Source organism: Nonomuraea sp. NPDC050153, assembly GCF_044460125.1.
Taxonomy (GTDB): Bacteria; Actinomycetota; Actinomycetes; order Streptosporangiales; family Streptosporangiaceae; genus Nonomuraea.
The window spans coordinates 189,868-208,201 of sequence record NZ_JBITJQ010000013.1 but is presented as its reverse complement, the minus strand read 5'-3'; the positions used below and the strand labels follow the sequence as shown (position 1 = coordinate 208,201).

The following is an 18,334-nucleotide window of genomic DNA, read 5'->3' as shown; positions in this document are numbered from 1 at the left end:
CGTCCGCGCGTCCTCTACATCCCTTCCGAAGATTTTTTCTCGTGTGTCCAGAGGAGCCTGACGGGGGCGGCGGGCCGCACTCCGGCCAGGAGGCCGGGCAGCAGCGCGGCCAGCTCGGGCGGGAACACGCGGTCGCCGGTGGCGGCCAGCTCGTCCGCGCCCCACCAGCGGTTGCCGAGCTTGAAGTCCTCCGTCTCGTAGTCCTCCAGCGCCGTGGGGGTGACGGTCGCGGCCGGCACGCGGGCGAAGAAGTACGTGTGCACGGTGTAGAAGTGCCGGCCGAGGTTGGACCACGCGCCCTCGTTCACCGCCACGGGATCGCCGAGGTCAGTGGGGCCGAGCACGTGGCCGGTCTCCTCCAGCGTCTCGCGGGCCGCCGCCTGTGCCGGGGTCTCGCCCGGGTCGAGGCCGCCGCCGGGCAGGTGCCAGGCGGGCTCCTTCGGCCACGGGTCCGGCGGGACGAAGCGGAACAGCAGGACGCGGTCGTCGGGGGCGGCCAGGATGACGCGGGCCGTGGGGCGGTGCGTACGGGTGATCACCGTGGCCAGGCTACGCGCCGTGCAACTGGGCGAGCGTCTGCTCCAGCTCCGCCTGAAGGATCGCGCCCGCCGCCGCTGCGTCCCCGTCCCGGACGGCGGCCACCAGCGCCGCGTGCGTGTCGTGCCCGGGGTTGCGGTCGGCCGACCGCAACCCGAGCACCTCCACCAGGCCGATCAACCCCTCGCGCAGCGCCGGCGCGAACTCGGCGAACAGGTCCGTGAGCACCGGGTTGCCGGCCGCCGCCACGACCGCCGCGTGCAGGGCGATGTCGGCGTCGACGAACGCGGCGTCGTCCTGCGCCGCCGCCCGCGCCCGCGCCTCCAGCGCCTCCTCCAGCGCCGCGACGTCCTCCTCGGTACGCCGCTGGGCGGCCATCCGGGCGGCCTGCGTCTCGACCATCATGCGGACCTCGTACACGTCCGTGATGGCCGCCCGCCGCAGCCGGGCGGGCCAGTCCTCGGCGATCTCCGTGGCGATCACGAACACGCCGGAGCCCTGCCGGGCCTGCACCAGCCCCGCGCCCGCCAGCGCGCGCAGCGCCTCCCGGACGGTCGAACGTCCCACTCCCAGGGCCTTGGCCAGCGCGTTCTCGCCGGGTAGGCGCGTGCCTACGGGCCACTCGCCCTGCGTGATCTGCTCGCGCAGATGCTGGGTGGCCTGCTCGACGAGCGGGCTGGGACGGAGGGAGCCGAGCGGCATCGAACGCACCTCTCAGGTTGTCTGAGGACCTGTGTTGTGGCTAGTGTAGCCGCCATGACGCCGTTCGTGCACGCCTGGAACCGGCAACGCCCCAGCAGCATGCCCCATCACCGCTACAAGCCCGCCCACGAGCGCGTCCAGGTGCCGCTCACCGAGCGCGCCTGGCCGGGCCGGCGCATCACGCGAGCCCCGCTCTGGGTGCCCGTGGACCTGCGCGACGGCAACCAGGCGCTGGCCGAGCCGATGGACCCGGCACGCAAGCGCCGGATGTTCGACCTGCTGACCGGCATGGGGTTCAAGGAGATCGAGGCCGGCTACCCCTCGTCCAGCCGGCTCGACTTCGACTTCGTCCGCCACCTGGCCGAGCCCGGCGTCGTGCCGGAGGACGTGAGCGTGGTCGTGTTCACGGCCGCCAGGCGGGACCTGATCGAGCGCACGTTCGCCGCCGTCGAGGGCCTGCCGCGCGTGGTCGTGCACCTCTACACCGCCACCGCCCCCACCTGGCGGAACGTCGTGCTCGGCCACGACCGGCGCGAGCTGCGCGCCCTGATCATGGACGCCGCCACGCACATCGCCCGGCTCGCGGACGGCCGCGACGTGCGCTTCCAGTTCTCGCCGGAGGTGTTCAACCTCACCGAGCCCGACTACGTGCTGGAGGTCTGCAACGACCTGACGGCCCTGTGGGACGCCGCTCCGGACCGCCCGGTGATCCACAACCTGCCCGCGACGGTCGAGGTGGCCACCCCCAACGTGTACGCCGACCAGATCGAGTACATGCACCGCCACCTCGACCGCAGGGACGCGGTGATCCTCTCGGTGCACCCGCACAACGACCGCGGCACCGGCGTGGCCTGCGCCGAGCTGGCCGTGCTGGCGGGCGCGCAGCGGGTGGAGGGCTGCCTGTTCGGCAACGGGGAGCGGACCGGCAACGTCGACCTGGTGACCCTCGCGCTCAACCTGCACTCCCAGGGCGTGGACCCCATGCTCGACCTGTCCGACATCGACGAGGTCCGCCGGGTCGTGGAGCACTGCAACCGGCTGCCCGTGCCCGACCGCCACCCGTACGCGGGCGACCTCGTCTACACCGCCTTCTCCGGCACCCACCAGGACGCCATCGGCAAGGGCCTGGCCCACCACGCCAAGCGGGCCGCCGAGCTGGGCGTGCCGCCGGAGCAGGCGCCGTGGGACGTGCCGTACCTGCCCATCGACCCCGCCGACGTGGGCCGCGACTACCAGGCGGTCATCCGGGTCAACAGCCAGTCGGGCAAGGGCGGCATCGCGTACCTCCTGCAGACCCGCCACGGCCTGGAGCTGCCCCGGCGGCTGCAGATCGACTTCTCCTCGGTCGTGCAGCGCGCCACCGACGGCAGCGGCGAGGAGATCACGGCCGAGCAGCTGTGGGAGCTCTTCCACGCCACCTACCTGGCCCCGGGGGAGACCAGCGCCCTGGCCGGATGGAGCACGAGGGAGACGGCGCCGGGGGTGCACGAGTTCGAGGGCACGCTGCGGTCGGGGCGCCGGCTGCGCGGCACCGGCAACGGGCCGCTGTCCGCGCTGACCGCCGCGCTCGGCGACGACGGGATCGACGTGGACATCCTCCACTTCGCCGAGCACGCCCTGGACCCGGGCCGGGGCAGCCGGGCCATCGCCTACGTGGAGGCCCGCGTCGGCGGCGTCACCAGCTGGGGCGCGGCCCGGGACACCTCCGTCCTGACCGCCTCCGTGCACGCCGTGCTGGCCGCCGTCAACCGCGTCCTGGCGTCCGTGCCGGGCTGATCACCGGGCGCTGCTCACATCTCGGTGGTGATCTTCGCGTCCAGCTGGGCCACGCACTCGTCGCGGAAGTAGAGGGTGCGCGAGCGCAGCCGCCCGGGGTCGGCCAGGACGGCCCGGGAGACCGAGGGCACGACGGCGTGCCGTACGGAGCCGAACAGCCGCGCCACGTCGGCGGGAGTGGCGCCCTGGGCGCCCAGCCCCGGCGCGAGGATGGGGCCGTTGAGGTCGGCCAGCGAGTGCTCCAGCTCGGGCAGCGTGGCCCCCATCACCACCCCGACGGGCCCCAGCGGCTCGTGCCCGGCGTTGGCCGCGGCGACCCCGTCGAGCACCTGGCCGGCCACGAGCCGCTGCAGCGGGGCCGCCTCCGGGTTGGAGGTGCGGGCCAGCACGAAGACGCCGGCGTCGTTGGCCATGGCCGAGGTGATCGCGCCCTCCAGCGACCCGAACCCGAGGTACGGGCTCAGCGTCACGGCGTCGGCGGCCAGCGGGCTGCCCCGGTCGAGGTAGGCCTCGGCGTAGGCGGCCATCGTGCTGCCGATGTCGCCCCGCTTGACGTCGAGCACCACCAGCGTCCCGGCCCCGCGCAGATCGGCGATGGTGCGTTCCAGCACCGCGATGCCGCGGCTGCCCCAGCGCTCGTAGAAGGCGGACTGCGGCTTGACCAGGGCCGCCACGTCGCCGACGGCGTCGACGACCGTGCGGCTGAAGCGTTCCAGACCGGCGGGCGAGTCGTCGAGCCCCCAGGCGTGCAGCAGCGCCGGGCTCGGATCGATGCCCACACAGAGCGGTCCGCACTCGTCGAGCCTGGCTCGAAGGCGCGTCCCGAACGACTCGTTCATCTCAATGGCCCCCTAACGACCGTACGCAGCCTAGCTTGCGGCGGACGTGGCCAGGAATGCTTACTACAGCGACGGTATGAACGGGTGTCTTCCGGAGGGCCTTGGGGGTAGATCAGGCTACATGTACGAGATCGCCCATCGGGTGCTGGTGCTGCGTACCGATCCGCCGCGTGATGTCACCGCCACGATCGGCGTGCCTTATGAGGAGCCGACGGGGGACTGGTCGTGCCCGTACCGGATCGACGGGCTCGACGGGTGGGAGCACGAGCGGAAGGTCACGGGGGTCGACTCGCTGGAGGCGATCGAGCTGGCCCTGGCCATGGTCCGGGCCGCGCTGGCGGGCTCGCACGAGGCCAGGGAGGGGCTGCTGAGCTGGGACGAGGCGCCGTCCGAGCAGCGTCCGCAGACGGTGTACGTGAGCTGGGACAAGATCCGCGATGTCGCCTATATCGCGATGAAGCACGAAATAGCGCCAGAAGAGACCGTAAGTCAGGTCGAAGCGGCAGATGTCGTCCTGGATTTCGGCAACACCGGGCAGCTCCTCGGCCTGGAGCTCACGGACGCGGCCACGCGGCTCCCGTCCGAGATGCGGATCTGACAGATCGGCATAATCGGCACCGTGAGCACCAGCATTCTCCCGCGCATCGTGGCCACCGACCTCGACGGAACCCTCCTCAACTCCTCCGGCGTCATCACCCCCCGCACCAGGCAGGCCCTGCGCTCCGCCCGCTCCGCCGGAGCCGAGATCGTCTTCGTCACCGCCAGGGCGCCGCGCGGCGTCCGCGAGATCGCCGGCCAGGCGGGCGTCACGGGCATCGCGATCTGCAGCAACGGCGCGATCGTGTACGACCTGACCACCGACGAGATCGTCGCCAGCCACCCGCTGGACCGGGCGGCGGCGAAGGGGGTCGCGCGGGCCCTGACCGCGGCCCTGCCCGGGGTCGGGCTGGCCGTCGAGACGGGCCGGAGCGTGCTCGCCGAGCCCGCCTACACCAGGCGCATCGCGCACGACCTGGCCTACCTGCGCGAGGTGAGCTCCGTCTTCGACGGCGACGAGCCCATCGTCAAGCTGCTCGCCCAGTCGCGCACCCGGACGGCGGACGAGATGGTCGCGGCCATGCCGGCGGAGGTCGAGGGGCTGGCCGAGGTCACGCACTCGGGCGTGGACGGGCTCCTGGAGATCAGCGCTCCCGGGGTGACGAAGGCGGGCACGCTCGACCTGCTGTGCCGGGAGCGGGGGATCGCGCCCGGCGAGGTGGTGGCCTTCGGCGACATGCCGAACGACCTGGCCGTGCTCGCCTACGCGGGCGCCGGCTACGCCATGGCCAACGCCCACCACCTGGTGCTGGCGGCGATCGAACGCCGCACGCTGTCCAACGACGAGGACGGGGTGGCCGCGGTGCTGGAGGCCCTCTACGGCTGACTTGTGCCCGCCTCTGTGCTCGCCTCTGTGCTTGCCTGTGTGCCCGCCCGCCCCCGCAGGCGGGCACGTACGGCGTCAGGTGTCGTCGTCCGACACCCGCGAGGCGCCCGTGCACGTGGTGGGCGACTTGCCGAGCAGCGGAAGCAGCGACCCGCAGGTGCTTACGGGCAGCGACACCGGCTCGATGATCTCGTCGTTGAAGATGGTCACGTTGCCGATCAGGGGCGGCGGGCCGGTCGGCGCGGCGGACCCTTCATCGGCGTGCGCGGCGCCCGCGAGCGAGCTCATGAACAGCGCGCTCGCCACGAGGACGGCCGGCCGCCTCACCGGGGCGCCCCGGCTAGGCGGCGACCCGTTCCTGGTGCAGGCGTTGCTGCCGCTCGCCCCCGTTCGTCTCGGTGTCGCGCCGCGCGCCCGCCATGATGCGGTCGATCAGCGCCAGCGCCAGCGCCGAGACCACGAAGGTCAGGTGGATCAGCGTTTTCCACAGCAGCTCCCGGTCGGTGATGGTCGGTCTGGAGGCGTTGATGAAGATCTGGAGGAGGTGGACGGATGAGATGCCGATGATCGCCATGGCCAGCTTGACCTTCAGCACGTTGGCGTTGACGTGGGAAAGCCATTGGGGCTGGTCGGGGTGCCCGTCGATGCGCAGCCGGGAGACGAACGTCTCGTAGCCGCCGATGATGACCATGATGAGCAGGTTGGAGACCATGACCACGTCCACGAGGCCGAGGACGATCAGCATGACGGTGGTCTCCGGTGGTGAGCCGCCGAACCCGAGCTCGATCAGATGGAGCAGCTCCATCATGAAGCGCCACGTGTAGACGATCTGGGCGAGGATCAGCCCCATGTAGAGCGGCGCCTGAACCCACCGGCTGAGGAACATGAAGTAGCCGACATATCCGGACATGGTCCGGGGCTCTGGTGGGGTGTCGGCCACGGGTACCCGCGCGAGCCGCACTAGGACGTGAAGACGTTGACGTGCTGGACCCAGGTCTCGACCCGGACGACGGGCGGGTCGGTGGTGAGCTTGTCGAGGGCGAGGGAGGGGAGTGCGCCCGCCAGCGCAAGTGCGGCGACGGCGGTCAGGACGCGGACCTTCAATGGATCTCCTAGCTGCTCTGCGCTATCGGATGGACTGGGCTTGCGCTGTGGGGGAACTGATCGGGCCGCCGTGGCGGGCGGCGCGGCCGGCTCTGCCGCGCCGCCTGCCCGGACAACCGGATCGGCCGGGGTCGTGCCCAGGCGGAGCCGGTCAGGGCTGCAGGCAGCTCACAGCCGGCAACTCGGCCGGCACGCCGGGGGCGGCCGGGTCGACCAGCGCTGTGGCGCCGGCGCCGGCCTCGGCCAGGCAGGGGACCAGGGTCAGGGGATCCACCACGGCGTAGGACGCAGGGGCGGCGAGCAGGGTCAGGCCTCCGGCGACGGCCGCGACGGCGATGATCCTACGGGGGGAGAAAAGCATAGAACCTCCTGGGAGACGGTAAGGAACAACCGTCGTCTAGCTACCCAGGGTAGTGATCCAGTAACACTGTGTATAATGAGAAAGCTCTCACGACTCCCAGCGGTCCTGCGCGTCCATGACCTCGTCGGCGTGGTCGTGCGCCCACACCCCGAACGCCTCGATCGGGCCGAGGAGCGTGCGGCCGAGGCCGGTCAGCTCGTACTCGACGCGGGGCGGCGCCTCCGCGTACGTACGGCGCGCGACCAGGCCGTTGAACTCCAGGCGGCGCAGCGTCTCGGTGAGCACCTTGGTGCTGATGCCGCCGATCTCCTCGCGCAGCCGCCCCGGCCGGCGCGGGCCGTGGCGCAGCGCCCACAGGACGACCGCGTTCCAGGTGTTGGCCAGCAGGTCGAAGGCCAGCCGGGCCTGGCAGTCGGCGATGAACCCCAACGTGGCCTCCGTTAGGCACCAAATGGTGTGTGACGGGCTTTCTACAGTCCTTCTACCAGTTCACACGACGGAGGACGTACATGCGTATCGGGATCCTGGGAGCGGGCGGCATGGCGGACGCCCTGGGCACGCAATGGGCAAGGGCGGGGCACGAGGTGATGATCAGCGGCAGGGACGCCGCCGCGAGCGCGGCCCGGGCCGCGGCGATGACCGCCGAGGCGGCGCGCACGGCCTGTCCGCCGGAGCGCGGGCCGGAGCGCGGGCCGGAGAGCGGGCCGGAGAGCGGGCCGGTGGCCGTCCGGGCCGGTGGCTGGGCGGAGGCGGCGGCGTTCGGGGAGGTCGTGATGGTGGCCGTCAGGCAGGCGGGGCTGACGGACGTGCTCGGGTCCGCCGGCGCGGCGCTACGCGGCAAGCCCGTCATCGACGTGGCCAACGCCGAGGGTCCGTACGACCCCGCCCGCCCCATCGCCCCGCTGATCCGCGACCTCACGGGAGGGCACGTGGTGAAGGCGTTCAACCTGTGCCACGTGGACGTGTGGCGGCTGACGCCGCCGGTGTTCGACGGGCGGCCGCTGGCCGTGCCGCTGTGCGGCGACGACCCGCAGGCCCTGGCCGCGGTGCGCACGCTGGTCGCCGACCTCGGCTGCACCCCGGTGGACGGCGGCGGGCTCGACCGGGCCACGCTGCTGGAGGCGACGGCCGCGTTCATGATCGGGCTCTGGTTCGGCGGCGCCGACGCCCAGGCCGTGCTCCCACCGGTGGCCTACTCGGGCCTCTAGCCGTACGACGGGCGGCGTATCGGGGATTCGGGCTCAGCGTCTGGCTTCTCGTCTGGGCCTGGCGCCGTTGACCCGCCCCGCCCGGTGCAGGGGTCAGCCGGGGTGGCGGGCCAGGTGGTCGGCGCGGCGGATCGGGTCGGGGAGGCGGTAGCGGGGGGCCAGGCGCAGGACCTGGTCGGTGACCGTGTCGAGGGAGACGCGGTGCCCCTGGGAGACGTACACCGGCTTGATCTCCCGCTGCGTGCGCAGCGCGCGGCCGACGACGGCGCCCTCGTGGACGATCGGCGCCCAGTCGCCCCGCTCCGGCCCCGGCGGCTCGTGCGTGCCGACGAAGGGCGTCTTGCCCACCCCGAGCGCGGGCAGGCCGGTCAGCACGCCCAGGTGGCAGGCCAGGCCGAAGCCGCGCGGGTGCGCCAGCCCGTATCCGTCGCAGACCAGCAGGTCGGGCGTCAGCGTGAGCCGTTCGAGCGCCTCCACCAGGGCGGGCAGCTCGCGGAAGGCGAACAGTCCGGGCACGTACGGGAACGCCACCCGGCCGTGCGCCGTCACCTCCTCCACCGTCTCCATCGTGCCGGCGTCGAGGACGACCGCGGCGGCCGTCAGCGAGTCGCCGTGATAGTGCACGTCCAGGCCCGCGACCAGCGAGAACGTGTCGGGCCCGGTGAGCTCGACGTGTCCACGGAGCCGGTCCTGGACGGCCTCGGCCTCGGCGGTGGTGGTGGGCCATGGGTGAAGCTGCTCAACCTGCACCCGCCTACGCTATTACGCGGCCGAGGCGCGATGTTCCGGCCAGGAGCGGTGGGCAAGGCCCCACCCCAATGGACAAAACGGACAACCCATAACATTGCTGGGTGATCGTCGGAGATACGCTTGGCCTCCTCGGAGCCGGGGTGGCGGCCGGAGTGGTGAGCACGGTCGTCAGCCTCGCCTCGATCGTCTCCTATCCGGCGCTCCTGGCCTTCGGCCTGCCCCCGCTGACCGCGAACGTCACCAACACCGTCGCCCTCGTCTTCACCGGCGTCGGCGCCGCCGCCGGCTCCCGGCCGGAGCTGGCCGGGCAGGGCGCGCGGGTGCTGAAGCTCGGCCCCGTGGCCGCGCTCGGGGGCGCGACGGGCGCGTTGCTGCTGCTGGTCACCCCGGCCAGGACGTTCGAGCTGATCGCGCCGTGGCTGATCGCGATGGCCTCGCTGCTGCTGGTCAGGCCGCCGTCGGTACGGACGCACGGCCAGCACGACGTGCTGGGGCGGGTGGCGCTGTTCGCCGTGACGGTCTACACGGGATATTTCGGCGCGGCCGGCGGGCTGATGGTGTTCGCCGTGCTGGCCTTCATGTTCGACCACCCGGCGGCCAAGCTGAACGCCATGAAGAACGTGATGTCCGGGCTGGCGAACGCGGTGGCCGCGCTCGGGTTCGCGCTGTTCGGGCCGGTGGACTGGGGCGCGGCGGCGCCGCTGGCCGTCGGATTCCTGCTCGGCGGGTGGGTCGGGCCCAGGATCGCGCGCCGGCTGCCGGGCGACAGCCTGCGCTACCTGGCGGCGGCCTGCGGGCTGGCGGTGGCGATCAAGCTGGGTTGGGACTCGTACGCGAGCTGACCCCCTCGCCCGCGCCGCTGACGAGCGCGGCGAAACGGGCGGTGACCCGGCGCCAGATCGGCGTGGAGACCGGCTCGTCCGCCACCGCCCGCGCGTACACCTCCTCGGGGTCGAACTCGCCCGGCGACCACTCACGGATGCGCTCGGGCAGCACCTCGGGATGGAACTGCACGCCCCAGGCCCGCTCGCCCACCCGGAACGCCTGGTACGGGCAGGCGCTCGTCTCCGCCAGCCAGACGGCCCCGCCGGGCAGCCGGGTGATCGCGTCCTTGTGGTGCTCGATCGCGGGCACCACCTCCGGCAGCCCGTGGAACAGCGGATCGCCGGCGGCCTCGGGCCGGATCGTGAGCGGCAGGCTGCCGTTCTCCGGCGCGCCCGTGTCGCCGGTCACCTCCCCGCCCGCGACCTGCGCGAGCAGCTGCCCGCCCAGGCAGATGCCGAACACCGGCACGCCCTCCTCCAGGGCCTGCCCCACCAGCCGCCGGGCGTCGGCCAGCCACGGCGCCCGGTCGTCGTCACCGGGCAGGTAGCCGCCGCCGAGCATGATCATGGCCGCGTGGTCGAGGCGGGCGGGCAGGGGAGCGCCCTCGTGGGCGAGCACGACGTCCAGCCTCAGCGCGGCCTCCTCCAGCCAGCCGCCCAGCCGGCCGGGGCCGCCGCTCCTGCTGTTCTGGACGATCAGGACGTCACCCATCGTATGCTTCCGCCATCCAACCGAGGATCTGCTCGTCCACGTCCTCGACGCGGGTGAACTTGAAGAAGTGCGCCGTCCTGCCGCCCGGGATCGGCAGCACCCTGGAGACCAGCGGGTGCTCGACCTGTCTGGCCAGCGTCAGCTCCAGGTGGAGGCTGCGGGCCTTGGGGCGCACCTCGGCGAACTTGTGCTCACTCTTGAGGAACACCCCGACCCGCACCGCGTCCTCGTGGACCGGCCCGAGCCGCTCGACGAGGCGGTCGTAGATCTCCCGGTAGACCGGCGGGTACGGGGCCGTCATGGGAGGTTCGCGGCCCTGGCCGTGTGGCGCAGCAGCAGCGCGGTCGTGACCGGGCCGACCCCGCCGGGGACGGGCGTGATCGCGCCCGCCACCTGCGACACCGCGTCGAAGTCGACGTCGCCGACCAGCCCGCCGTCGTCCGTGGGGTTGGTGCCGACGTCGATCACCACCGCGCCCGGGGCGACGTGCCCGGCCCCGATCAGCTCGGCGCGGCCCAGCGCCGTGACCAGCACCTCGGCGGTGGAGGTGACGGAGGCCAGGTCGCGGGTGCGCGAGTGGCAGACGGTCACCGTGGCGTGCCGGTCGAGCAGCAGGTGGGCCACCGGCTTGCCGACCACGGTCGAGCGCCCGACCACCACGGCCCGCCGCCCCTCCAGCTCCACCTCGTGGTGGTCGAGCAGCGCCAGCACGGCCGCCGCCGTGGCGGGCGGGAACGCGGGCAGCCCGGCGACGAGCCGGCCCAGCGAGAGCGGGTTGGCGCCGTCGACGTCTTTTCGCGGGTCGATGGCCCCGGCCAGCCGCTGCGCGGAGGCGCCGGCCGGGAGCGGGGTCTGCAGCATGACGCCGTGGACGTTGGCGTCGGCGCTGAGCTTGGTCAGCGTCTCGCCGATCCGCTCGGGAGCGGTCTCGGGCCCGAGGTCGACGATGTCGCAGGCGATGCCCACGCCGGCCGCCGCCTTGGCGATGGACCGGACGTACCACAGGCTCGCCTCGTCGTCCGTCGCGACCACCACGGCCAGGCGCGGTTGCGGGCCCGCCGCGGCCTCGGCCTCCGTCTGGTCCCTGATGGCGGCGGCCAGCTCTTTCCCGGTGAGCGTCTTCACGGATTGATCTCCTCGCGTACCTCGGCGGTCACCCAGTCTGCCCTGGCGACGGCCGCGTCCACGCCGGAGACACGGTGGTTCAGCTCCTCGCGTACCCGCTCGTCCTTGATGCCCGACAGGTTGACCTCGACGTTGACCCGGGCCGTGGTGAGCGCGGCGCGGGCGGCCTCCGCGGCGGCGGCGACGTCGGTGACGACGTTGCGGTTGCAGATCGGCAGCAGCACCTCGCACAGCTCGACCACCCGCGTGGCGGTCTCGACCACCCTGGCGGGCGGCTCGGCCGCGCCGGCCAGCGCCCTGGCGATGGCGGCGCTGCGCTCCTCGCCCTTGGGCAGCCGGTACGCGTTCGTGACCGCGGTGAACGCCGCCGCGTCCGCCTCGGCCAGCCGCAGCGCGCGGACCCGCAGAGTGTCGCTCTCGCCGATCACGCCGACGATGGTCTCGGCGTGCTCGGCGTACTTCTCCCCGGTCGTGTATCGGGCGACCATGCCGAGCAGCGCGGCGCCCTGCGCCGCGTGCAGGGCGGCCGTCGCGCCGCCGCCGGGCGCGGGCACTCTGTCGGCCAGCTCGGCCAGGAAATCGACGATCTTCGTGTCGCGCATGGCGGCATTCTGTCAGGCCAGGGGCCCGTCATTCCCGGTGCATCGGCCGCGTGGCGTCCTCCGGTCCGTTGTACGACGCGTACGGCGAGGGCGCCGGCCCGTACTCGGGCGCGGTGTAGCCGCCGTGCGTCACCGAGGACCGCCACCGGGACGGGAACAACGAGACGACCACCAGCGCCACGCCCAGGAACAGCAGCACCCCCGAGTACGCGACGGTCTGGAACCCCTGCTCCATGACGTTCGGCAGCCACTGGTCGGGCAGCACTCGCACGCCCCGCAGCTCCAGCACGGGGAGGATGCCCAGTGCGGCGAACGACAGGCCGCCGAGCAGCGAGGCGATCGGCGACAGCCGCGAGCCGGCCAGGAACGCGAGCGCGATGGCCGAGGCCGCGATGGCGGACAGCCCGAGCCAGGAGGGCTCGAACGCCGACTGGAATCTGAGCAGGTACTCGCCGACGCCGTACCAGAGGCTCGCGGCGATGATCGGAGGGAGGAGCAGCCCTGCGACCACTCCCAGAACATGACGGGCACCGTTTGACATGACTAAACCCCGTTTGTTCGCTTGTGCCCCAACCTACCGCCTGATCTCGCGGCGTGGGGGCGGCCTTCGACACCCGGCCCGCCGCGCGGGCGCTTGCTGAAAGCTCCCTGTGAAGCCTGCCCCCAGGGCTTTGCCCGGGCCGCGAGCACGGGCATCGTTGGCCGCATGAGATCCGCGATCCTGAAGACCGCACTCAGCACCCTCGTCGTGGTCCTGCTCGGCGGCGTGCCCGCGCAGGCCACCGGCAAGCCCGACACGTTCGCGCTGCCGAACGGATTCCAGCCGGAGGGCATCGCGATCGGGCCCGGCCCGTACGCCTACTTCGGCTCCCGGGCGACCGGTGACATCTACCGGGCCGATCTGCGTACCGGCAAGGGGGCCGTGATCAGCAAGGGCCCGGGCACGCCCTCGCTCGGGCTCAAGACCGACGGGCGCGGGCGGCTGTTCGTGGCCGGGGGAACGGGCGGCGACGCGCGCGTGATCGATCCGCGGACCGGCGAGGTCGTCAAGTCGTACAAGCTGACCGCCGACCCGGCGTTCGTCAACGACGTCATCCTCACCGGCCACGCCGCCTACTTCACCGACTCCCGCAACCCCGTCCTCTACAAGCTGGACCTCGGGCGCGGCGGCGCGCTGCCCGCCGAGGCCGTCAAGATCCCGCTCTCGGGCGCCATCCAGTACACGACCGGCAACAACGCCAACGGCATCGCCCCCAGCCCCGACCGCGAGTCGCTGCTGATCGTCCAGTCGAACACCGGCAAGCTGTTCGAGGTCGACCCGTCCTCCGGGGTCACCACGGAGGTGGACCTGGGCGGCGAGTCGCTCGTCAACGGCGACGGCCTGCTGCTGTCGGGACGGACCCTGTACGCGGTGCAGAACCGCCTGAACGCGATCGCCGTCGTCAACCTGACGCGCGACGGCGCATCCGGAAAAGTCGTGAAACGGCTGACCGATCCGCGGTTCGACGTCCCGACGACGGTCGCCGCCTTCGGCAAGCGCCTCTACCTGCCCAACGCCCGCTTCACGACGACCCCGGCCCCCGACACGCCGTACTCGGTGGTCGCCGTCAAGCGCTGACAACCCTCGACGGGCAGGGGCGGCCCCCCTGCCCGTCCGCGCGCTACTTCTTGATCGTGTAGCTGTCGCCGTAGACCTTCCAGGTCAGCGGCGGGTTCAGGTCGAGGTTGCCGTTCTTGAGGAACACGCGCTGCATCGTGTCCACGCGCGTGGTGTCCTCGTGCGCCTCCTCCGCCTTCATCGCCGCCTTCCTGGCGTCCAGGAACGCGTTCAGGTACGTCACCTCGTTCCCGCCCTGCGCGGGCGGCTTGGCCTTGGCCAGGGCCGACTTCCTGATGCCGCCGAAGCTCAGCTTGTCGCTGCCCGGCCCGTGCATGACCATGGCGTCGTAGTAGGCGAACTGGCCGAGCGCGCGCAGCCCGTCCTGCTTGGCCTGCTTGACGGCCGGGTTGAAGTACACGCGGTCGCGCTCGTCGTTCTGGGCCTGCTGGAATGCGGCATCCTTGGCGGCCGTCTTCCAGTCCTTGGTGAAGTTCGGGTCGAGGCCCTTGTGGGAGTCGGTGCCGTTCACCTTGCGCAGGGCCGGGAGGTATTTGGCCAGGACGTTGCCGGGCTTGCGCTTGGCGTAGAGCTCGACCAGCTCCAGCATGTCGCCCGTGCCGGAGCAGAAGCCGATGATCCCGGCCGTGTAGCCGCGGCCGTCGTCGATGTCCTCGATGTAGTCGTACTGGGCCTTCCAGTCGAGCGACGAGTTCTCCGCGCTGGACACCAGCTGCATGGCGATGTCCTTCTTGTGCGGATCGTCGAGGTTGACCGGGCCGGTGCCGGTGACGGCGAGGGAGAGGGTCAGGAGTGTCGCGGTCAGCACATGAGCCCCTGAGGGAGAGGGAGGTTAGGAAAGCTTCCTAACGAACCATACTCCGATATATCAACCCACGGGGCTCATGTTGTGAAAACTAGCTCAAGGGGCGCAGCGCGGCCAGTTGCTGCTCGAACGGGACGACCTCCTCCTCCCCCTCCTCCTCGGTCTCGACCCTGGGCGCGCGGTGCGGCAGCAGGTCGGCCAGCTCCTCGGCGGCGCGGGCGATGCGCCGGCCGAGGCCGTCGGTGAAGGCGTCGCCCCCGCCGCCCCAGTCCTCCGAGGCCGCGTACACGGCGGTGGGCACGACGACCGCGCGCAGGTAGGCGAACAGCGGGCGCAGCGCGTGCTCCAGCGCCAGCGAGTGCCGGGCGGTGCCGCCGGTGGCCGCGATGAGCACGGGCTTGCCGGCCAGCGCCGCGTTGTCGAGCACGTCGAAGAACGACTTGAACAGGCCGCTGTACGAGCCGCTGAAGATCGGCGTGACCGCGATGAGCCCGTCGGCCTCCGTCACCGCCTCGATCGCCGCGCGCAGCCGGCCGTTCGGGAAGCCGGTCACGAAGTTGTTCGCGATGTCCACGGCGAGGTCGCGCAGCTCGATCACGCGTACCTCGGCCTGCGTCTGACGCGTGACGGCCTCCGCGAGGCGGTCGGCGAGCAGGCGGCTGGAGGAGGGCTGGGTCAGCCCCGCCGTGACGACGGCGAGCTTCATCTGGTCGGTCTCCTTTCCGGTGGTCAGGCGGTGACGGCGGGCAGGCGGGAGGCGTGGGTGGGGCCGTCCGGCACCTCGGCGGGCCGGTCCTTGGCGAACTCCTTGCGCAGCACCGGGACGACCTCCTCGCCCAGGAGGTCGAGCTGCTCCAGCACGGTCTTCAGCGGCAGGCCCGCGTGGTCCATCAGGAACAGCTGGCGCTGGTAGTCGCCGAAGTGGTCCCTGAACTCGAGGGTCCTGTCGATGACCTGCTGCGGGCTGCCCACGGTGAGCGGCGTCTCGGCCATGAACTCCTCCAGTGACGGCCCGTGGCCGTACACGGGGGCGACGTCGAAGTACGGGCGGAACTCGCGCACCGCGTCCTGCGAGTTCTTGCGCATGAACACCTGGCCGCCCAGGCCCACGGCGGCCTGCTCCGCCGTGCCGTGCCCGTAGTGCGCGTAGCGCTGCCGGTAGAGGTGGATGAGGCGCATGAAGTGCTCCTTCGGCCAGAAGATGTTGTTGGCGAAGAAGCCGTCGCCGTAGTAGGCGGCCTGCTCGGCGATCTCGGGGCTGCGGATCGAGCCGTGCCACACGAACGGCGGCACCCCGTCCAGCGGGCGCGGCGTCGAGGTGAAGCCCTGCAGCGGGGTGCGGAAGCGCCCCTCCCAGTCGACGACGTCCTCGCGCCAGAGCTTGTGCAGCAGGGCGTAGTTCTCGATCGCGAGCGGGATGCCCTGCCTGATGTCCTGGCCGAACCACGGGTAGACGGGCCCGGTGTTGCCCCGGCCCAGCATGAGGTCCACCCGCCCGTCCGCCAGGTGCTGCAGCATGGCGAAGTCCTCGGCGATCTTCACGGGGTCGTTGGTCGTGATCAACGTCGTGGCGGTGGACAGGATCAGGCGCTCCGTCTTGGCCGCGATGTATCCGAGCATGGTGGTCGGCGAGGACGGCACGAAGGGCGGGTTGTGGTGCTCGCCGGTCGCGAACACGTCGAGCCCGACCTCCTCGGCCTTGAGGGCGATCGCCACCATCGCCTTGATCCGCTCGTGCTCCGTCGGCGTCCGGCCCGTGGTGGGATCGGTGGTGACGTCGCCCACACTGAAGATTCCGAACTGCACTTTAGTCACCATCCATGACTGTTGAATTTTTGACGGATACGGTAGCGCACAACCCCGCTGAGATATTCCACCATGGTGCGCCGATCGGCTAGGCGGCCAGCGCGTTGATGTCGGACGGGCCGAGGATCCGCCGGGGCGCGCCGTGCTCGGCGACCGCGATCATGGCCCGTCCGATGCGCTCCGTCGTGGTGACCGCCGACGCGAACAGCCGCCGCAGGATCGGATAGAGCGGGCGCGTCACCACGTACGCCAACCGGTAGACCCGGGTCCGCGACGTGACGCCGTGCATCGGCTGGATGTAGCCGGGCCGGAACATGTAGGCCTCGAACGGCAGCTCCAGCAGCGCGTTCTCGGTCGCGCCCTTCACCCTGGCCCACATCGAGCGCCCCTGGGCGTCGGTGCCGGCGCCCGAGACGTACACGAAGGTCGAGCCCGGGTTGAGCCGGGCCAGCGTGCGCCCCGCGGACAGCGTGACGTCATAGGTGATCCGCCGGTAGTCCTGCTCGCTCATGCCCGCCGACGAGACCCCGAGGCAGAAGAAGCAGGCGTCGTAGCCGCTCAGCTCGGCCTCGATCGGGGCGAGGTCGAGCAGGTCGCCGTGCGTGATCTCGCGCAGCTTGCCGTGCGCGACCCCGGTCGGGGCGCGCCCGACGGTGAGCACGGCGCTCACCCGGTCGTCGAGCAGGCACTCCCTGAGCACCCCGCGCCCGATCATCCCGGTCGCCCCGAACAGGATCACCCTCATACCCCGATTGTCTCTCCGATCCCGTCGGGCAGGGGATAGGGCCGCTCCGCGGGCAGCAGCCCGTTCACGTCCGCGCGGCCCACGACCGCCGCGCGCACCTCCCGTACCCGGTCGGTGATGTCGGTGATCGCCAGCGTCCACTCGTCGACGTAGCGCCGCACCGCCTCGCCCGACAGCCCGATCTGGATCGACCGGTAGGGCAGCGCCTCGTGCCGCAGCCCGCGCTCGGGATCCCACTGGATCCGCACCGGGCTGCGCCGCACCCGCTCCGTCCAGCCGGGCTGCCGGTCGTCGTGGCTCAGGCACGAGTGCGCCAGCGCCCACTCGAACCCCTCGCGCGACAGCGAGACGGCCAGCACCCGCTCCTGGCCGGGCTTGGTCGCCCACCCGCACCGGTACATCATCCACAGGAACGACGGCTTGATCCACGTCATCCGCTCGCGCTTGAACGGCGCCACGAACCGCTGCGCCGCCACGGCGGGCCCGGCGATGGCGGCGTCGTAGGCCTGGTAGACGGTGATCGACTCCTCGGTGTAGGCGGCACGGATCTGCCGGTAGGGCATGTTCATGCCGCCCAGACTGGCGAAGAGCCGCGCCGGATGGCAACGGATTATGGCCCCGCCAGGTCCCTGACCGCGAGCGCCAGGTGGGCGGCGGCGGGCGTCGGGACGGTCAGGCCGCGGGCCGAGATGCCGATCGCCCACTGCGTCGAGCCCGGCACGACCGCGCTCGCGCACGCCACGTCCTCCCTGAACTGCCCGTGCTCCTCCACCACCTGCCCGGGCCGCAGCCCCGCCAGCTCCTCCTCCAGGTCCTCGACGCTGGTCGGGGTCGCGGAGGTGAAGCGGCGCATGCCGTGCCCGGTGAGCACGGCGCGCCGGACATGGGGCGGCAGGGACAGCAGCAGCGCCTTGCCGAGCGCGGTGGCGTGCGGCGCCGTCTCCAGGCCCGCCTGAAGGTCCTCCAGCCACGGCGAGCGTGGCCCCTCCGCCACCTCGACCACCATCAGCCGCCCTTCGGCGAGCTGGGCCAGGTAGGCGGTGTGGCCGGAGGCGTCGGCCAGGTGCCGCAGCACCTCCGAGGCGCGCGGCGGCCGTTCGAACGACTCCAGCATCTCGTGGAACCGCTCGGCCACCTGCGAGCCCGGCAGGTAGTCGCCGTCGGGCAGCCGGTGCAGGTAGCCCTCGTAGCAGAGGGTGCGGACGAGGTGGTAGGAGGTGGACAGGTTCAGGCCGCATCGGCGGGCGATGACCTTGACCGACAGCGGCCGGTCGGCACGCGAGACCTCTTCAAGCACACGGAGCGCACGGGAGACGCTGCGGATCAGATCGCTCGGTTCTTCGCCGGTCATCCATACAGCATGCCGCCGCGTCGGCCGCTCCGCCCTTACGCGAAGG

General features: G+C 72.0%; 26 protein-coding genes. 6 read left to right on the top strand and 20 right to left on the bottom strand.

Features of this window, described 5'->3' with window-relative positions; all coding sequences use genetic code 11:
* Positions 1–14 precede the first annotated feature (14 nt).
* Positions 15–539, bottom strand: a complete 525-nt coding sequence (locus tag ACIBQ1_RS30115) for an NUDIX hydrolase (protein WP_397282663.1) — start codon at positions 537–539, stop codon at positions 15–17.
* Between the two features lie 10 nt (positions 540–549).
* On the bottom strand, positions 550–1,239 hold the full coding sequence (locus ACIBQ1_RS30110) for a FadR/GntR family transcriptional regulator (protein ID WP_397282662.1): 690 nt from the start codon (positions 1,237–1,239) through the stop codon (positions 550–552).
* 54 nt (positions 1,240–1,293) lie between these two features.
* On the opposite strand from ACIBQ1_RS30110, the gene leuA reads away from it, so the two are divergent.
* Positions 1,294–3,015 carry a 2-isopropylmalate synthase gene (leuA, locus tag ACIBQ1_RS30105; RefSeq protein WP_397282661.1) on the top strand — a complete coding sequence of 574 codons (1,722 nt, stop codon included), beginning with the start codon at positions 1,294–1,296 and terminating at the stop codon, positions 3,013–3,015.
* Positions 3,016–3,029: 14 nt separating this feature from the next.
* On the opposite strand, the gene pyrF is transcribed toward leuA, so the two are convergent.
* A complete protein-coding gene (gene pyrF, locus ACIBQ1_RS30100; protein WP_397282660.1) occupies positions 3,030–3,854 on the bottom strand; it encodes an orotidine-5'-phosphate decarboxylase in 825 nt (274 codons plus the stop codon).
* A 121-nt stretch (positions 3,855–3,975) separates the two neighbouring features.
* On the opposite strand from pyrF, the gene ACIBQ1_RS30095 reads away from it, so the two are divergent.
* Together ACIBQ1_RS30095 and ACIBQ1_RS30090 are read left to right on the top strand one after the other, a co-directional pair.
* Positions 3,976–4,452, top strand: a complete 477-nt coding sequence (locus tag ACIBQ1_RS30095) for a DUF6968 family protein (protein WP_397282659.1) — start codon at positions 3,976–3,978, stop codon at positions 4,450–4,452.
* A 21-nt stretch (positions 4,453–4,473) separates the two neighbouring features.
* The gene (locus tag ACIBQ1_RS30090) at positions 4,474–5,277 is read left to right on the top strand and encodes a Cof-type HAD-IIB family hydrolase (RefSeq protein WP_397282658.1); all 804 of its coding nucleotides are present in this window, start codon (positions 4,474–4,476) and stop codon (positions 5,275–5,277) included.
* A 75-nt stretch (positions 5,278–5,352) separates the two neighbouring features.
* On the opposite strand, the gene ACIBQ1_RS30085 is transcribed toward ACIBQ1_RS30090, so the two are convergent.
* The 5 genes from ACIBQ1_RS30085 to ACIBQ1_RS30065 form a co-directional block, all read right to left on the bottom strand.
* Positions 5,353–5,604, bottom strand: coding sequence for a hypothetical protein (locus ACIBQ1_RS30085; protein WP_397282657.1), 252 nt, complete (start codon positions 5,602–5,604; stop codon positions 5,353–5,355).
* Between the two features lie 13 nt (positions 5,605–5,617).
* On the bottom strand, positions 5,618–6,187 hold the full coding sequence (locus ACIBQ1_RS30080; RefSeq protein ID WP_397282656.1) for a TIGR00645 family protein: 570 nt from the start codon (positions 6,185–6,187) through the stop codon (positions 5,618–5,620).
* Positions 6,188–6,237: 50 nt separating this feature from the next.
* Positions 6,238–6,381: a hypothetical protein gene (locus ACIBQ1_RS30075; protein ID WP_397282655.1), complete on the bottom strand. Its 144-nt coding sequence runs from the start codon at positions 6,379–6,381 to the stop codon at positions 6,238–6,240.
* A 151-nt stretch (positions 6,382–6,532) separates the two neighbouring features.
* The gene (locus ACIBQ1_RS30070; RefSeq protein ID WP_397282654.1) at positions 6,533–6,742 is read right to left on the bottom strand and encodes a hypothetical protein; all 210 of its coding nucleotides are present in this window, start codon (positions 6,740–6,742) and stop codon (positions 6,533–6,535) included.
* Positions 6,743–6,829: 87 nt separating this feature from the next.
* Positions 6,830–7,171: a winged helix-turn-helix transcriptional regulator gene (locus ACIBQ1_RS30065; RefSeq protein WP_397282653.1), complete on the bottom strand. Its 342-nt coding sequence runs from the start codon at positions 7,169–7,171 to the stop codon at positions 6,830–6,832.
* An 80-nt stretch (positions 7,172–7,251) separates the two neighbouring features.
* Between ACIBQ1_RS30065 and ACIBQ1_RS30060 the strand changes: the two genes are divergently transcribed.
* Positions 7,252–7,950, top strand: a complete 699-nt coding sequence (locus ACIBQ1_RS30060) for an NADPH-dependent F420 reductase (protein ID WP_397282652.1) — start codon at positions 7,252–7,254, stop codon at positions 7,948–7,950.
* Positions 7,951–8,043: 93 nt separating this feature from the next.
* On the opposite strand, the gene ACIBQ1_RS30055 is transcribed toward ACIBQ1_RS30060, so the two are convergent.
* Positions 8,044–8,700, bottom strand: a complete 657-nt coding sequence (locus ACIBQ1_RS30055; protein WP_397282651.1) for an endonuclease V — start codon at positions 8,698–8,700, stop codon at positions 8,044–8,046.
* Between the two features lie 101 nt (positions 8,701–8,801).
* On the opposite strand from ACIBQ1_RS30055, the gene ACIBQ1_RS30050 reads away from it, so the two are divergent.
* A complete protein-coding gene (locus tag ACIBQ1_RS30050) occupies positions 8,802–9,542 on the top strand; it encodes a sulfite exporter TauE/SafE family protein (RefSeq protein ID WP_397282650.1) in 741 nt (246 codons plus the stop codon).
* Here ACIBQ1_RS30050 and ACIBQ1_RS30045 read toward each other — a convergent pair.
* Genes ACIBQ1_RS30045 through ACIBQ1_RS30025 form a run of 5 tightly spaced genes read right to left on the bottom strand, consistent with a single transcriptional unit; the run spans position 9,511 to position 12,474 of the window.
* Complete coding sequence (locus ACIBQ1_RS30045) at positions 9,511–10,236, bottom strand: type 1 glutamine amidotransferase (protein WP_397282649.1); 726 nt, start codon at positions 10,234–10,236, stop codon at positions 9,511–9,513. The genes ACIBQ1_RS30050 and ACIBQ1_RS30045 overlap by 32 nt on opposite strands.
* On the bottom strand, positions 10,229–10,537 hold the full coding sequence (locus tag ACIBQ1_RS30040) for a DUF5655 domain-containing protein (RefSeq protein WP_397282648.1): 309 nt from the start codon (positions 10,535–10,537) through the stop codon (positions 10,229–10,231). The genes ACIBQ1_RS30045 and ACIBQ1_RS30040 overlap by 8 nt, the downstream gene beginning before the upstream one ends.
* Positions 10,534–11,361 carry a bifunctional 5,10-methylenetetrahydrofolate dehydrogenase/5,10-methenyltetrahydrofolate cyclohydrolase gene (locus tag ACIBQ1_RS30035; RefSeq protein WP_397282647.1) on the bottom strand — a complete coding sequence of 276 codons (828 nt, stop codon included), beginning with the start codon at positions 11,359–11,361 and terminating at the stop codon, positions 10,534–10,536. Before ACIBQ1_RS30035 ends, ACIBQ1_RS30040 begins: the two co-directional genes overlap by 4 nt.
* Positions 11,358–11,963, bottom strand: a complete 606-nt coding sequence (locus ACIBQ1_RS30030) for a cyclodeaminase/cyclohydrolase family protein (RefSeq protein WP_397282646.1) — start codon at positions 11,961–11,963, stop codon at positions 11,358–11,360. The genes ACIBQ1_RS30035 and ACIBQ1_RS30030 overlap by 4 nt, the downstream gene beginning before the upstream one ends.
* 28 nt (positions 11,964–11,991) lie before the next feature.
* The gene (locus ACIBQ1_RS30025) at positions 11,992–12,474 is read right to left on the bottom strand and encodes a hypothetical protein (protein ID WP_397282645.1); all 483 of its coding nucleotides are present in this window, start codon (positions 12,472–12,474) and stop codon (positions 11,992–11,994) included.
* Positions 12,475–12,669: 195 nt separating this feature from the next.
* On the opposite strand from ACIBQ1_RS30025, the gene ACIBQ1_RS30020 reads away from it, so the two are divergent.
* Positions 12,670–13,581: a superoxide dismutase gene (locus ACIBQ1_RS30020; RefSeq protein WP_397282644.1), complete on the top strand. Its 912-nt coding sequence runs from the start codon at positions 12,670–12,672 to the stop codon at positions 13,579–13,581.
* A gap of 43 nt (positions 13,582–13,624) precedes the next feature.
* Here ACIBQ1_RS30020 and ACIBQ1_RS30015 read toward each other — a convergent pair whose 3' ends face one another.
* The 6 genes from ACIBQ1_RS30015 to ACIBQ1_RS29990 all read right to left on the bottom strand — a co-directional run bounded on the left by ACIBQ1_RS30015 (position 13,625) and on the right by ACIBQ1_RS29990 (position 18,288).
* Entirely contained in the window at positions 13,625–14,389 is a 765-nt protein-coding gene (locus ACIBQ1_RS30015) for a chitosanase (protein WP_397282643.1), read from the bottom strand.
* Positions 14,390–14,477: 88 nt separating this feature from the next.
* On the bottom strand, positions 14,478–15,092 hold the full coding sequence (locus ACIBQ1_RS30010) for an FMN reductase (protein ID WP_397282642.1): 615 nt from the start codon (positions 15,090–15,092) through the stop codon (positions 14,478–14,480).
* Positions 15,093–15,115: 23 nt separating this feature from the next.
* Positions 15,116–16,192, bottom strand: a complete 1,077-nt coding sequence (locus ACIBQ1_RS30005) for an LLM class flavin-dependent oxidoreductase (protein ID WP_397282641.1) — start codon at positions 16,190–16,192, stop codon at positions 15,116–15,118.
* Between the two features lie 88 nt (positions 16,193–16,280).
* A complete protein-coding gene (locus ACIBQ1_RS30000; RefSeq protein ID WP_397282640.1) occupies positions 16,281–16,937 on the bottom strand; it encodes an NAD-dependent epimerase/dehydratase family protein in 657 nt (218 codons plus the stop codon).
* Positions 16,934–17,506 carry a DUF4291 domain-containing protein gene (locus ACIBQ1_RS29995; RefSeq protein ID WP_397282639.1) on the bottom strand — a complete coding sequence of 191 codons (573 nt, stop codon included), beginning with the start codon at positions 17,504–17,506 and terminating at the stop codon, positions 16,934–16,936. Before ACIBQ1_RS29995 ends, ACIBQ1_RS30000 begins: the two co-directional genes overlap by 4 nt.
* Positions 17,507–17,547: 41 nt before the next feature.
* Positions 17,548–18,288 carry an IclR family transcriptional regulator gene (locus ACIBQ1_RS29990; protein WP_397282638.1) on the bottom strand — a complete coding sequence of 247 codons (741 nt, stop codon included), beginning with the start codon at positions 18,286–18,288 and terminating at the stop codon, positions 17,548–17,550.
* Between the last annotated feature and the right edge of the window lie 46 nt (positions 18,289–18,334).